This is a genomic window from Neptunomonas sp., assembly GCF_016744175.1.
Lineage (GTDB): Bacteria > Pseudomonadota > Gammaproteobacteria > Pseudomonadales > Balneatricaceae > Neptunomonas.
The window spans coordinates 36,437-49,941 of record NZ_JADGEV010000002.1 but is presented as its reverse complement, the minus strand read 5'-3'; the positions used below and the strand labels follow the sequence as shown (position 1 = coordinate 49,941).

Below are 13,505 nucleotides of genomic sequence, written 5' to 3'. Positions count from 1 at the left end.
CAGCATACGGCTGCTCGTTTCATGGTGGCAAACCCGAAATTGCGGGGCATCGTGCGCAGGATTCAGACGATGAATAAATGTGTCTATGGTGATATCCAGGCTAATTTATTAGACAGGAATGTTCTGCCCATGCATCTGTTGCGAGCAAAATTAGCATTCTTTGGTGTCGGTAAATTTGATCCTCGTTCTCGTTTGTGGGTACGTAATACGATGTTTCAGGGAGCACCATTACTTGAAGATATTGGTGAAACTTTTAACGATGACTGGTTTATGCCATTAGCGCCAACACTAGACGCGGCATCATTAAACGATTCAAACCCTGAAGCCTCAGCACAGTAGGAGAAAGCTATGCACGTATCAATGATAGAACTTAAAGCTGCTCTACGACGCTGTTTTGAGGCAAGTGGTTATTTTGTTGGTAATTATGAAGATGCTGCCAATATGATTTTGTGGTTAGAAAAGCATGGGCTCAATGGCTTAGGTGAGCTGGATAGAGCTATAGCCTATATAAAAGAAGACAAAGAGAAGCCGTTAAGTACGGTTATTTATGAAGATAATACATCAGCCATTATTGATAGTAATGGCCGTAGCGCGCTTAACTGTATTGCTGCTTCTGTCGATCTTGCTCATGCTAAGGCGCTGGAATGTGGCATAGCCACTGTCACGGTGCATAACTGTCATAACCGTATGTTTGTACTAAAAGCACTGACGGATTGTGGGAGGCGTGGTATCAGCGCGGCTGCTTATTGGCAAAATGGTAGCCGAGTGGTTAGCGAGCATACTGTTGCGATTAAATCGGGTGACAGATACCCGAGTTACAGTGAAGCTGTCACTAACCTAGCAAGCCTTGAAACCAATGCAGCAGATAAGCAAACGTTGACGATTATCTGTAGCTCTCGTGTTGATTTGACGACCTCTTTACAGCAATCTAAAGGGAACTCTAATGCTTGCTATGTGAGCGCCCAACAAGTGGCGACAAACAAAGAGTATAGCGTTGATCATGGAATCGAAATTGATGAAACACTGTGGGCTGAAATTAACAAAATTGGTGAAGGTATCCTGGTGGAAAACACTGAGCGTTCTCGTATGGGCGCAGGGGGGCGTTGAGTTTTAGCTACACGGCGTTAGATCTATTGGCGTTGCTAATAGTGATGAGTGGGATCATTCTTCAAACATGGGTAGGTATTGGTTTTGGCTTACTGGCTGCACCCTTGCTTTACCTGATTGATCCTGCTTATGTTCCTGTGCCCGCCCTTATCTTGGGGTTTAGTCTCTCGTTGTTGTTGGTGTTAAACCAACGAAAGCTCCTGTGTTGGCGACGGGTGTTTCCCGCAATTGTTGCACGTTTTCCTGGGTGTTGGTGCGGTGCTATTTTATTAGTTACTGCACCACCCTATATGCTGAGTATTCTTTTTGGCGGCGTTCTACTGATGGCAGTCCTTATATCTTTGTATACCTGTAAAATTTCATTAAATCCTATCACTCTTAGTATAGGCGGCTTTTTTTCAGGCCTGATTGGTACAGTGACATCGGTGGGAGGGCCTCCTATAGCGCTGGTGTACCAGAGTGTAGATAGAGTCACGGCTCGTAATGAATTAGCCGCTTTTTTTCTTATTGGGACCCCGATTTCAATCTTGTTTCTAGCGCTGCAAGGACGGGTTGATATGAGTAGCTTAGTGTTGAGTCTTAAAATGCTACCCGGAGTGTTGGTAGGGTTCGGATTTGCGCGCCTATGTGATAATCGTATTAGTGTCTCATCCACTAAACCCGTACTGCTTATTATCTCATCTGTATCAGCTGTTATGATTTTATATAAAGGAATGAGTGGTTGGTGGGTGGCTTGATATGCCTATTAACATGAAACAACGCTGCTTGGATTGTTTCTCTTCGCTATATCAGCGAAAATAGTCTCCAATCCTATTTAACGCATGCAGGTTGCTGATTGGTTTTTTCTTTTAAGCCACCGACCTATGCATAACTCAGAAGATTCTATCTCATGTCTAACTCTGCTATTGCGCAAGAAGTGTTTAAGCGCAGGACTTTTGCGATCATTTCCCACCCGGATGCGGGTAAAACCACAATCACTGAAAAACTGTTGCTATTGGGAAATCTGATTCAAAAAGCTGGTACGGTCAAAGGTAAAAAGAGTGACCGTCACGCGACGTCTGACTGGATGACGATGGAGCAAGATCGTGGGATTTCTATTACTTCTTCTGTGATGCAATTTCATTGGAACGATCGTGTTGTCAATCTACTTGATACACCGGGGCATGAAGATTTCTCTGAAGATACTTACCGTACCTTGACGGCGGTAGATAGCGCCTTGATGATTGTTGATGGCGCGAAGGGTGTCGAGGATCGTACCATTAAATTAATGGATGTTTGTCGATTGCGTGATACACCCATTTTTTCGTTTGTTAACAAGATGGACCGTGATATTCGCGACCCAATCGAGTTATTAGATGAAATTGAAGAAGTGTTGAAAATTCAGGCAGCGCCGATTAACTGGCCAATCGGAATGAGTACGTTTTTTAAAGGCGTATACAATCTTTACACCGATACTATCCATGTTTATAAAGCGGGACAAAACGCGGTATTGTCGGACGACACAAAGATTCAAGGGTTAGAATCGGCCGAAGCGCGGGAATTGTTAGGCGATGATTATGATGATTTCGCTGACGAGATAGAACTCGTTCGTGGTGCGAGCCATGAGTTTGATCGAGAGGCGTTTCTCGCCGGCAAGCAAACGCCCGTTTTTTTCGGGACAGCACTGGGTAACTTCGGTGTTCGTGAAATGCTAAATGACTTTGTCGAGTGGGCGCCTGCACCTATCGCACGTGAAACAACTACTCGTAAGGTTGCCGTTGATGAAAGTAAGTTTTCTGGTTTTATTTTCAAAATTCAAGCCAATATGGATCCTAAGCATCGCGACCGTATCGCTTTTATGCGCATCTGCTCAGGTAGCTATACGCGTGGCATGAAGATGAAGCACACGCGTATTAACAAAGATGTACGTATTGCTGATGCCGTTACATTTCTTGCGGGTGACCGTGAAAATGTAGAGGAGGCTTGGTCGGGTGATATTATTGGTTTACATAACCACGGTACTATTCAAATTGGTGATACTTTTACCGAAGGTGAAATTTTAAAATTCACAGGCATTCCTCATTTTGCTCCTGAGATGTTTCAACGTGTTAGGCCGCTAGACCCACTTAAAGCGAAACAGCTACAGAAAGGTTTGCAGCAATTGGCCGAAGAAGGGGCTGTGCAGTTATTTCAGCCACTTAAAAACAATGATTTGGTTTTGGGTGCTGTTGGCCAGCTGCAGTTTGAAGTCGTTATGTTTCGCTTGAAAGATGAGTACAAAGTAGATTGCAAATATGAACCTATATCGGTTCAAACAGCCCGCTGGGTTGAATGCGATGACAATAAAATGCTCGAAGACTTACGTAAAAAAGGCTACGAAAACCTCGCGCTAGATGGTGGCGGATTGTTGACTTATCTTGCGCCTACTCGCGTTAATCTTAGCTTGACGCAAGAGCGTTGGCCGGATGTGCAGTTCCGCGCAACTCGAGAGCATTAAGTTTATTTAACAAGAGAGGTGAAGGAGAGTATAGATGGCAGGCTGGCAAATTATTGATAGTCATTGTCATCTTGATTTTCCTGTATTTGATGCAACACGCCGGCAGTTGGTGAAAAATGCACAAGCTGCTGGTGTCAGTCATATCGTTATACCGGGTGTTATGTATCAAGACTTTCAGCGAGTTATTGATATAGCGTCCATTTATCCGCATGTATCTTTTGCATTAGGATTGCATCCTTGTTTCATGCAAAAGCACTCATTATCCGAATTACGCCCATTGGCTGAATGTATAGCTACCCATCCTGTTTGCGCCGTGGGCGAAATTGGTTTGGACTTTTATATTGAGGGCTATGATTCTGTTGCTCAAATTGCTTTATTGAAAGCGCAGTTGAAAATAGCTAAAGCAAATCAGCTACCTGTTCTGTTGCATGTGAGAAAAGCACATGACTCTATGTTGAAAACGCTGAGAGAAATGAAGTTTGAACAGGGAGGTATCGTGCATGCTTTTAGTGGCAGTGCCTCTCAAGCTGAGCGGTATGTTCAATTGGGCTTTAAATTAGGGTTCGGTGGGACGTTGACGTACCCTCGTGCCAATAAGATCAGAGGGCTTGCTGCAAGCCTTCCACTTGAGTCTATTGTATTAGAAACAGATGCGCCCGATATGCCTTTGTTTGGACGTCAGGGGGAGCCAAATCGGCCGGAGTTTTTAGCTGATGTGCTTCATGAGTTGGTGCGCTTGAGGTCTGAGCCTATTGAAACTATTGCTGCAATAACGAGTACGAATGTTATGCAGCTACTGGCATTGAAAAGTAATTAGACCTACTTGTACGTGGCATAGTGAAGCTCATTAAGTGCTTTCCAAGCGGTATCAGTTTTTACATTTCTAGGTAAGCGATATAGCCTGCCGTTAGTATCAAGATTTTTTGCTTGGTAGCTTTTGTCGTTGGGTGTAAGCAGCATGATCATCAAGCTGCGAGGGTAGTTCGGTTCTGATATTTTTTGCTGATATGCCTTTTCAACCGCCGGCAGTACACCGTTTTGGCTGGCAACAAGACTCAGTTGCACGCAAAACCCAGTGCTTTGCTTGCACAGGGTTCCCGCTTTGGTATCAATTAAATAATAACTACTGTCTTGTTCTCCTGTCACTTGGTTACCCGTTGAAAAACACCCACTCAAAAGAGCTACAGTTAATACAAGTAAAAAAGATGACAGTTTATTCATAAAGCTCTCTCTAAAAATTTATTATTTAGTGACGTAGTCGCTAAAAGGGTTAGGTGTATTTAGATCAATTTTATTTTCAAATCCAGGAAGACGAATACTGTCTTCAGTGATTTCTAAATCATCACCTGCCAATACATTTTGGTCATAGTGATAAATTGGCCTAGTAAGCCCTAATGTTGTTTGTTGATCATAATCATTGGCCCGCGCTAACGTAATAGTTTTTTTGCTTTCCCACTCAGCTATTTTATTCTTTCCATGTTTGGCTAAGAGCATTTGCTTTGCAATATGCGGCGCTAACACCGGTGCGCTGGCATTGTTGCCGCCAAAACCTTTTGAGTTAAGAATGACGCTATCCATTCCTTGTATTCCTACTTCTAAGTGCTGTTGGGAGAACAGTAAATTAGACTGATGTACATCGGAAGCGATTTCGTCTGTTGTGCTAATGCCTGGGATATAGCCATACGCCCATGTGCCTAATGAAGTGGTCAGTTGGTCTCCACCGGCGGTACCCTGAGAATGGCCTAGATAGCATTTAATGGCAGCAACGGGCCAAGATTTAATATCAAATGCCTTCGCTATTTCATTAATGACGTGTGATTCGGTTACCCTGTTTTGTGGTGTGCTTGTGCCGTGTGCTTGTACATACGAACGTTGTTGTAGCGATTCCTTTCCTAAAATATTTTTAACCAGAGATGCGGCTTTCCCTAGTGTTATATAATTTCCGATACCTGGCGCTGAAATGGATTTTTTGTGGCCATCTGCATTAACAAACACATCAGGGATGGTGCCGTAAACTTCAGCGCCTAGCTCTAGCGCTAGGTCGTCACTCATCAGTAATATAAATTGGCTAGACTCGCCAATAGTGAAACCGCAGTTGTTGCCAAAGGGGCGACAAGCTTTACGATAGTGTTCATCTGTAAGCTCTGTCAGTTTATCGAGTACGCGTAAGTCTTTATCTTCAGCTAGTGCTCCCATCGCTCTGAAGCCTTCTATTACTTCTTGCGTAATAGGTGCATCACTACCGCCGACCATAACGACTTTTCTGCGACCGGAGCTAATGTCTTGAATGCCACTGCGTAAGTTGTACAAAAAGGTAGCGCAGGCCCCAAGAGAGCCTCCTGTAGTTCCTACATTGCCTAGTATGTAAGCATTGACAAAATCAGCGGGCATTTGCGCATACCCAAGCGGCATTTGTTTAGAACTGGTGCGCTTGCCTATCGAAGGGTATTTCGTCAGCCCGCCAAAACCAAAATCATCCAGTTGGCCAATAGAATTGCTGGCATACACGGCAATTTGGTCGGGTGAAATTCGATTTAAGATATCTTCATAAGGTATGCCTGTTGATAGTAAGGCGTCAGAGGCGCTGAAGACAGTCATTTGTAAATTTCGCGGGTGGTTCCGAGATTGGTAAAGTTTTCCTGGTTGAAAGCCAGAAGGTAACTGTCCAGCAGACTGAACGAGTGCTGTTTTATAATCTAAGAATATGGCATCAAGTGTGCCGCTGACAGTTACTTCAACATCTTGACCGCTTGCTGGCGTGACTGACCAGTTTTCAGGGATTCTGTTCGGTAAGTGGCGTTTGCGCAATGTAAAACAAATACTCTCGTTATTTGTTTTTTGTAATGAAGCCGATTTATTAAACGTGACTTTATTTACATCAAAGCAGTCAGTTTCAATGCGACGAATTAGTGTCGAGCTGAGAAGTTGATCTTTAATATTAGAAAGAAGCGACTCTATAGGAAACTGTTCACCGGATTTGTTGAAGTAGTGACCTTCTTTATACGATGCTAGACCCATGAGTGTGGCTAAGCCTAACAGTGTGTTTTGTTGGTTTTTTTGGTCCAGTTTGTCAAAAATTAGTCGACGATAGGCGTGATGAAACGATGAGCGACCTGCGGGATTTATTCCACCGAAACCGACGATTAGAGGTAGATGTGACAATGAAAACTCCTCGGCTGGAACTATATCTGGATTAACCTGACTGAATAGGTACAGTAAAATTTATATTCTAGCGGTACAGTTGATCTGTGACTAGATGGAATATAGGAAAATTGCCTATATCAGTAGAATGAATATAGTGAAGTTTGTTATAAATTGCCTTAAGGCAGGTATGTCATCGTATTGTTGATATCGAATGATGGTTTTTTATGTTGTCAACGAGTAAGCGACGCAGAGTAAACTGATTTGATATTTGAAACTATTTAGCACGATTGAGAGAATTTTATGAAAAAATTAGTTATCGCATTAATAGCATCCAGTGTTTTAGCTGGGTGTACCACAATAGACCCTTATTCGCGTGAGCAGAAGACCGGTAATGCTGCTAAAGGGGCTGGTATTGGCGTGTTAGCGGGGGCTCTGATTGGTTCTGCTGTATCAGGTAAAGGGGATAGAACGAAGGGTGCTGCCATTGGTGCTTTGGTTGGAGGAGCTGCTGGTGGAGGCATTGGTTACTATATGGACCAACAAGAAGCCTTGTTGCGCCAGAAGCTGGAAGGGACAGGGGTCAGTGTGGAGCGTGTTGGCGATGAAATTCGTCTGATCATGCCGGGAAATGTTACTTTCCAGACAAATTCATATCAAATTGCTAGTAACTTTTATCCAGTGCTAGATTCGGTGGCTATCGTATTAACTGAGTTTGATAAAACAGCGTTAAGCGTTAATGGCTTTACTGATAGTACCGGTTCATTTGAGCATAACCAGAAGTTGTCAGAGCAGCGAGCAGCCAGCGTTGCAAATCATCTAGCTCAGAATGGCATCAAGGTATTGCGTATTAGCACGCAAGGATACGGGGAAAGATATCCTGTGGCTGATAATGGTAACGCTTCGGGGCGTGCGTTGAACCGTCGTGTGGAAATTAATATTCGAGGGACTCAGAAATAACTGACTGAGCCCTCTTCTTTATCAACTTATTCTGTGGCGTCGACTGAATCAAATTTGTTCAGGAGATGCTGCAGGTTGTTCTGCCAAACTTGTTGCTCATCTTCCAGTTTTTGCTTCGCTTCGCGTAGTTCGCTGATTTCCATTCTTAGCAGCTCGACTTCGTCGATCATGTTTTCAATTTTGTTTTCTAACTGGTTGAACAGCTCAGTTTGCATTGGAGGCCCTTTTTCATATGACGATTAAAGATGCAGATTATAGAGTGGGAGCTAGCGAAGTAAACCATTACCAGTACATCACAATGTCATCGGGCTGAATATTGTGCTGTGTTGTTAAACTATTGATGTGTCCTTTAACCGTTGTCGGCTGTATTTCATCAACAATCATGGTTAAACGCGTGTTTATTAATTCAGTAGTAGGATAGCTAGACTGATTGTAAAAAATAGTTTTACGATAAATGCTTAATTTGTCTCCTCTTGATAGTCCGCTATCTTTTCCCGCATTTATCCAAAGGTTGTTTTCTTCTGTCCGGGTGATTCTTGCTGAAAAGGGTAGGCAGCGTAGGGATTTAGAGAGGTCTTTGCTGATGTCGTTGAGCAACTGTTGGACATGTTGTCCATAATCGCCGCTGAAGAATTCAGGCGTGGCAAATCCTACTTTATCAGTCTCTGAATGATTCCAGCGCCCTTGTGTGGTATAGCTTTTCTGTTCTAATAATGTGCCGCTAAATCCATCGTGGATGAAGAGGTCCAAACTGAAGTTGCGTAGATGTTTTTTGCTTTTGTAGTCGAGCGTATTGTAGGTATCAACTAGCCAGTTTTTTTCTTTTATGGTGTTTGGGTTGTTCATGGATAAGTCTCTGATAACACCAGAGACAATAAACTGGCTTTCCAGTTGTTGGGTGTAAGCCATCATGGTTGTGAGAGCGCCGCTGTCTAGCTGTCGAGAGGTTGCGGTGCCAAGCTGCTTGTGAAGCGATAAATTGCCCGCGTTAAGAGCTGAAATGCCCGGTGCTGTGTTTAAGCGAGAAACAAGTTGGGTAGCGATATTCGATTCAATGTTTATTAAGCTGCCTAGGTTAGCTTGTAAGCGGTGCTCTAATGGAAAGGCCGTTATTGCAATGCTTTTACGAAAGCTATTGCCTGTATTACCGTTCGCGCAGGTAGTTTTTGTGTCAATTTCAGCACGAATTCTAACGTGTAGTTTTTTACCGAATAGTTTTTCTTCAACGATTTCAATGTTCGATAGTTGGCTTGCGGTAGAGATTCGCATGTTATCAATTTCAAGAATGCCATCTTCTACTTGCTGAGTACTGCTAATGTATGCAGCCGCTTGTAAGGATGCTTGCTGTTTGGCATCAGCAATGGCTTGTTCTCGAGCATTGCTTATGTTGTTGTCGACAATTAATGCTTGGCCTGTTGCTTCTACGGTTGTGGCGAAAGCGCAAGTGCTAGATAGTAAAAGTATGATTGAAAAGAAATAATCTTGAAAATGTCTCAACATGAGAGCAACCTGACCGATATATGAATAATAGAAGAAAAGGTATTCAATTTACGCCTTACATGCAAATCATGTGTTTGTTTATTCGTGCTAGCTGTTCAGAATGAATAATACGAGTAAGGTATGAGTGAAGTATAAGTGGGCATATATGATTAAAAATATCAGTCTAATTGTGTTAGTTGGTTTGCTGGGTAGTGGGTGTTCATATAAACAGCCGGTACCTGTGACAATTGAAAAGTTAAGCCCTCAAGCAAGTAAAGCATTAGTCATTAGTGCACGCAATTCTGTTGTAAGCGAGCCTGTTTCTACCGCGGTGGTGGCTGCTAAAAATGCTGATATCGACCCTGTCAGTGAAGCTGTAGAGCAAATGAGTGAGCAGTTAATCAATGGGTTGAGTCGAAATAAAGTGAAGCGATTTCCTATAGCGGTTTTACCTTTTGCTTCGTTACGGCATAGTGTGCCGGACTCACTGTTTGGTGCTCGTTTATCAGAAAGTTTTATCTTTCCACTACAGCAGCGAGGTTATAACTTAGTCGATTATCGTGCAGTAAGTCTGTCAACTACGGTTAAATCTCCTGTATCGAAACGAAATATATCAGCGTTACGCCAGAGGTATAAAATTTATTTTGTATTGACGGGGACTTATGCTCATCATCCTGATGGCATCGTCATTAATGCTCGAATACTTGATACAACAACTCGACAAGTGCTAGCGGCGGCACAAACTCATATTCCTAATCAGAGACTTGAGGGAGGGCTTCCTGGGTTTGATCCGGTTAAGGCATTGAATAACGGTTATATTATAGAAAATGGATCAGCTCCGCAGAGGGTGGTTAAATGAGGTTGTTATTCGTATTTTTGACTGTTTTGTTGTCGGGCTGTGAGACGGCCATGATTACCGTTAATGAGGCAGTAGATAAAATACCGTCTCCTATAGTAGAAAGTGCAGTTATCCAAGAATCTGTCTGGGTGCAAGCGACAGGTTATGCCCCCATTAGCTTGCAGCCAGGAAGTACTCGTCAGCAAAAAGTAGTGATGGCAATGCGTGCATCTAAGTTAAGGGCTTATCAGGAGTTGGTGGGAATCGTACATGGGCAGTATATATTTGGTACGACCACCGTTCAGGATATGGTAATGCAACGAGATTCTTTTAAAGCAGCAGTAGCAGGATTTGTTCGCGGAGCCAGAGTCGTAAAAACGTATCCTGTTCAGGATGATACATATGCCACTATTTTAGAAGTGGATATGAACCAGCTTCAGCGCGCTTGGGTCAATTAGGCGCTGGAGCTGATGGTGATTTATGACCGATTACTTTCCGGCTTCTGAGTTGGCAAAAGCAGCAAGTTGTTCTGGCGTCGCTTCTTTTTGATGTTTTTTCTTCCAGTCAGAGTAGGGCTCGCCATAGACGACTTCTCTGGCTTGTTCGTAGTCTAGCTCTTCTCCTCGCTCTTCTGCGGCGGCTTTATACCACTTTGATAAACAGTTTCGGCAGAATCCAGCCAGATTCATTAGATCGATGTTTTGAGCATCTTTACGTTTGTCTAAGTGTGCAACTAGCTGGCGAAACGCTGCTGCTTCAATTTCTGTTTTGGTTTGTTGGTCCATTTTTATTCTCTGTTAGTTATTTATTCATCGCGAACATGTTCATCTAGTTCTCTGCAGACACGTGTTTGCAGTTCTTGGCATAGTTCTGGGTCACTAATGGGTAAGCCATTGCTGTCTGTTAAAAAGAAGAAATCTTCTACGCGTTCACCTACGCTGGCGATTTTTGCTTTTCGTACAGAAATGTTGAGTTCTGAGAAAATTTGCCCAATTCGTGCCAGCAAGCCAGGGCGATCAGGCGTGCGAACTTCCATTACCGTTAGCTGTAAGTTAGGGTCGTTACTGAGGCTGACTGTGGTTGGCATAGCAAAGAGCTTCATTTGTCTAGGAACGCGTCTATGAATGATGTCTGGATAATCGTCAGGATCATCCAGTGCTTCAATTAGACGTTCTTGAATACTGCTCAAATAGCTTGGGTTTTCTGATAGGGCTTCATCGTCGTCTGTAAGGACTGTGTAGGTATTTAGGGTTCTGCCATCATCAGTTAAAATGACACGTGCATCTTGAATATTAAGGTGTAGTTGGTCCAGTGTGGCAACGGTAGCTGAAAACATGTTTTGGATATCTTCGCTATAAATAAAGATTTCAGTCGCCCCTTCGAAAACTCGGTAAGAGGTCTGTTGAATCAGTATCAATGGCAGTACATTTGATCCGTGTTCAAGAATAGATTGCGTGTGCCATGCAATATTTCTTGCTTCCTCTCGTAGGAAGTAATCTTCACCCAGCATGCTCCAGAACTCTTTGATTTCATTCTGCGGTTGCCCTGAATGAGCAAGAATTAGCATAGCGTCGTGTTGTACTTGCTCTATTCTATCCTCTTTATTGATCGGGTTTTCTAAGCCGCGTCTTAGTGCTCGCTTGGTCTCTGTATAAAGTTGCCTTAAGAGCGTTGCGCGCCAATTATTCCAAAGTGTATGGTTGGTAGCATTGATATCGGCTACCGTCAGCACATAGAGGTAATCCAGATGAACGGTGTCGCGAACGTGCATAGCAAAATTGTGGATTACATCTGGATCAGTGATATCTTTGCGTTGTGCAGTCATGGACATGAGTAGATGGCTACGTACAAGCCACGCTGTTAAATGGCTGTCCCATTTGCCTAAATGATGGCGTTCACAAAATTCCATAACATCCACAGACCCAAGCTCTGAATGGTCTCCACCGCGCCCTTTCGCAATGTCGTGATAGAGACCGGCTATGTAGAGAAGCTCAATTTTGGGGAGGTTGTTGACGACCCTGTGCGCTATAGGGAATTGTTCGCGGTGATCGTTATGGCGGAATTGGCGCATTTTTTGAATGACTTTCATCGTATGCGCGTCGACCGTGTATATATGGAAGAGGTCATGCTGCATCTGGCCTACAATTTTTCCAAACTCCGGCAGGTAGCGCCCAAGAATATCGTAGCGGTTCATCCGATTGAGCTCGGTTGAAACGCCGTTAGGAGAGCGCATTAATTCCATGAATAAGCTTGTGTTACGTAGGTCGTTACGAAAATCGTCATCAATTAGATGTCTGTGATCCCGAATTAGCCTGATTGTAGATGCTCTTACGCCGAGTATTTCATCGTGTTGTGCTAATAAAACGAAGGCTTCGAGTAACGCGAATGGGTGATATTCAAATACTTTGTCGTAGGTGACTTCTAAATAGTTATTATGAATTTGGAAGCGTTTGTTGATAGATGTGATGGTTTGCTTGTCATCTATTTTAAGGATTGCTTCACTGAAGTACTGCAAGAGCATATCGTTGAACTCGCCCATGGCCATGGCGACACGGTAATATTTGCTCATGAACTGTTCAACGGCAAGTGCGCCGTGTTGATCTTTGTAGCCGAAAAAGTCAGCGAGTGTTCGTTGATGGTCAAATAGTAGTCTGTCTTCGCGGCGCCTGCAGAGCATATGGAGCGCATAGCGTACAGTCCAGAGGTAGAGTTCGCCCCGGTTGAGTGTTTCTAGTTCTGACTCTGTAACGAAACCGTGATCAACTAGGTCGCGAATATAAGTGGTACCAAAATGACGCTTAGCAACCCAGCCGATGGTTTGTAAATCACGTAGTCCGCCGGGAGAGTTTTTTAAATTGGGTTCTAGGTTATATTCTGTATTGTTGGTCTTCTGGTGCCGAGCTTTTTGCTCTTTAAGCTTGGCAATAAAAAATTCCTTGTCTGTCCATGCACCTTCAGACGTAACGCGATCATACATGCGTTGGTGTAATTGCGGATCGCCCGTTAATGGACGAGATTCAATTAGATTCGTGGCGATCGTAATGTCGTCACGTGACTTGTCATAGCAGTCTTCTATGCTGCGTACACTGGAGCCGATTTCTAATGTGATATCCCACAGCAGTGTAAGAAATTGGCTGATGCTTTCTTCGTATTCGGCAGGGTTGATATCGTCGACAAGAATCAGAAGGTCGACATCTGAGTGTGGGTGTAATTCGCCTCGACCATACCCGCCGACAGCAATCAGAGATATTTGCTTGTCATTAGGCCATGTAAAGAGATTCCAAGCAGCTGTGAGGATAACGTCAACCACGCCTGCGCGACCATAGATCAATTTGCGGATATCTTCCCCTGATTTGAAGCGAGCATCCATTTCAGCCTGGGCTTTGTTAATGGTGCTTTTGAATATCTTAATGGGTGGCTCGCCACTGGATAAGCGTGCTTCAAATGCTTGTATATCAATAAAAGCATCAGTTTCTGCAAGTTGCTGCAAGGTCGTGGTCATTT

Annotated in this window: 13 protein-coding genes and 1 pseudogene; 8 read left to right on the top strand and 6 right to left on the bottom strand. The window is 43.6% G+C overall.

Annotated elements, in window-relative coordinates; all coding sequences use genetic code 11:
• The 5 genes and pseudogenes from QZZ55_RS01250 to QZZ55_RS01230 all read left to right on the top strand — a co-directional run.
• Positions 1–339: pseudogene (locus tag QZZ55_RS01250) on the top strand (hypothetical protein); the annotation flags it as partial.
• Between the two features lie 9 nt (positions 340–348).
• On the top strand, positions 349–1,107 hold the full coding sequence (locus tag QZZ55_RS01245) for a DUF3726 domain-containing protein (RefSeq protein ID WP_293264481.1): 759 nt from the start codon (positions 349–351) through the stop codon (positions 1,105–1,107).
• Positions 1,104–1,844 (top strand): sulfite exporter TauE/SafE family protein, encoded by a 741-nt coding sequence (locus QZZ55_RS01240; protein WP_293264479.1) that lies wholly within the window; start codon positions 1,104–1,106, stop codon positions 1,842–1,844. The genes QZZ55_RS01245 and QZZ55_RS01240 overlap by 4 nt, the downstream gene beginning before the upstream one ends.
• Positions 1,845–1,996: 152 nt before the next feature.
• The gene (locus tag QZZ55_RS01235; RefSeq protein WP_293264477.1) at positions 1,997–3,583 is read left to right on the top strand and encodes a peptide chain release factor 3; all 1,587 of its coding nucleotides are present in this window, start codon (positions 1,997–1,999) and stop codon (positions 3,581–3,583) included.
• A 34-nt stretch (positions 3,584–3,617) separates the two neighbouring features.
• Positions 3,618–4,400, top strand: a complete 783-nt coding sequence (locus tag QZZ55_RS01230) for a TatD family hydrolase (RefSeq protein ID WP_293264475.1) — start codon at positions 3,618–3,620, stop codon at positions 4,398–4,400.
• Between the two features lie 2 nt (positions 4,401–4,402).
• On the opposite strand, the gene QZZ55_RS01225 is transcribed toward QZZ55_RS01230, so the two are convergent.
• Together QZZ55_RS01225 and QZZ55_RS01220 are read right to left on the bottom strand one after the other, a co-directional pair.
• Positions 4,403–4,804 carry a hypothetical protein gene (locus QZZ55_RS01225; protein WP_293264473.1) on the bottom strand — a complete coding sequence of 134 codons (402 nt, stop codon included), beginning with the start codon at positions 4,802–4,804 and terminating at the stop codon, positions 4,403–4,405.
• A 21-nt stretch (positions 4,805–4,825) separates the two neighbouring features.
• Complete coding sequence (locus QZZ55_RS01220; RefSeq protein WP_293264471.1) at positions 4,826–6,745, bottom strand: beta-ketoacyl synthase; 1,920 nt, start codon at positions 6,743–6,745, stop codon at positions 4,826–4,828.
• A 282-nt stretch (positions 6,746–7,027) separates the two neighbouring features.
• Here QZZ55_RS01220 and QZZ55_RS01215 point away from each other — a divergent pair, with 282 nt between their 5' ends.
• Positions 7,028–7,684: an OmpA family protein gene (locus QZZ55_RS01215; protein WP_293264469.1), complete on the top strand. Its 657-nt coding sequence runs from the start codon at positions 7,028–7,030 to the stop codon at positions 7,682–7,684.
• A gap of 26 nt (positions 7,685–7,710) precedes the next feature.
• Here the strand turns inward: QZZ55_RS01215 and zapB are convergent, their stop codons facing one another.
• A complete protein-coding gene (gene zapB, locus QZZ55_RS01210; protein ID WP_293264467.1) occupies positions 7,711–7,899 on the bottom strand; it encodes a cell division protein ZapB in 189 nt (62 codons plus the stop codon).
• Positions 7,900–7,966: 67 nt separating this feature from the next.
• Positions 7,967–9,184, bottom strand: coding sequence for a flagellar assembly protein T N-terminal domain-containing protein (locus QZZ55_RS01205; protein ID WP_293264465.1), 1,218 nt, complete (start codon positions 9,182–9,184; stop codon positions 7,967–7,969).
• Positions 9,185–9,329: 145 nt separating this feature from the next.
• Between QZZ55_RS01205 and QZZ55_RS01200 the strand changes: the two genes are divergently transcribed.
• Both QZZ55_RS01200 and QZZ55_RS01195 read left to right on the top strand, forming a co-directional pair.
• The gene (locus QZZ55_RS01200; RefSeq protein WP_293264463.1) at positions 9,330–10,022 is read left to right on the top strand and encodes a FlgO family outer membrane protein; all 693 of its coding nucleotides are present in this window, start codon (positions 9,330–9,332) and stop codon (positions 10,020–10,022) included.
• Positions 10,019–10,459: a hypothetical protein gene (locus QZZ55_RS01195; RefSeq protein WP_293264461.1), complete on the top strand. Its 441-nt coding sequence runs from the start codon at positions 10,019–10,021 to the stop codon at positions 10,457–10,459. The genes QZZ55_RS01200 and QZZ55_RS01195 overlap by 4 nt, the downstream gene beginning before the upstream one ends.
• Positions 10,460–10,489: 30 nt before the next feature.
• Here the strand turns inward: QZZ55_RS01195 and QZZ55_RS01190 are convergent, their stop codons facing one another.
• Entirely contained in the window at positions 10,490–10,786 is a 297-nt protein-coding gene (locus tag QZZ55_RS01190; RefSeq protein WP_293264459.1) for a DUF1244 domain-containing protein, read from the bottom strand.
• A gap of 20 nt (positions 10,787–10,806) precedes the next feature.
• Positions 10,807–13,503 (bottom strand): [protein-PII] uridylyltransferase, encoded by a 2,697-nt coding sequence (locus QZZ55_RS01185; protein ID WP_293264457.1) that lies wholly within the window; start codon positions 13,501–13,503, stop codon positions 10,807–10,809.
• Positions 13,504–13,505: the final 2 nt, after the last annotated feature.

What these genes read in the sequence shown, in the direction of transcription:
- QZZ55_RS01225 (WP_293264473.1), bottom strand. Translation starts at nt 4,804, where the DNA reads ATGAATAAACTGTCATCTTTTTTACTTGTATTAACTGTAGCTCTTTTG.
- QZZ55_RS01185 (WP_293264457.1), bottom strand. Translation starts at nt 13,503, where the DNA reads ATGACCACGACCTTGCAGCAACTTGCAGAAACTGATGCTTTTATTGAT.
- QZZ55_RS01215 (WP_293264469.1), top strand. Translation starts at nt 7,028, where the DNA reads ATGAAAAAATTAGTTATCGCATTAATAGCATCCAGTGTTTTAGCTGGG.
- QZZ55_RS01195 (WP_293264461.1), top strand. Translation starts at nt 10,019, where the DNA reads ATGAGGTTGTTATTCGTATTTTTGACTGTTTTGTTGTCGGGCTGTGAG.
- QZZ55_RS01230 (WP_293264475.1), top strand. Translation starts at nt 3,618, where the DNA reads ATGGCAGGCTGGCAAATTATTGATAGTCATTGTCATCTTGATTTTCCT.
- QZZ55_RS01205 (WP_293264465.1), bottom strand. Translation starts at nt 9,184, where the DNA reads ATGTTGAGACATTTTCAAGATTATTTCTTTTCAATCATACTTTTACTA.
- QZZ55_RS01190 (WP_293264459.1), bottom strand. Translation starts at nt 10,786, where the DNA reads ATGGACCAACAAACCAAAACAGAAATTGAAGCAGCAGCGTTTCGCCAG.
- QZZ55_RS01200 (WP_293264463.1), top strand. Translation starts at nt 9,330, where the DNA reads ATGATTAAAAATATCAGTCTAATTGTGTTAGTTGGTTTGCTGGGTAGT.
- QZZ55_RS01235 (WP_293264477.1), top strand. Translation starts at nt 1,997, where the DNA reads ATGTCTAACTCTGCTATTGCGCAAGAAGTGTTTAAGCGCAGGACTTTT.
- zapB (WP_293264467.1), bottom strand. Translation starts at nt 7,899, where the DNA reads ATGCAAACTGAGCTGTTCAACCAGTTAGAAAACAAAATTGAAAACATG.
- QZZ55_RS01245 (WP_293264481.1), top strand. Translation starts at nt 349, where the DNA reads ATGCACGTATCAATGATAGAACTTAAAGCTGCTCTACGACGCTGTTTT.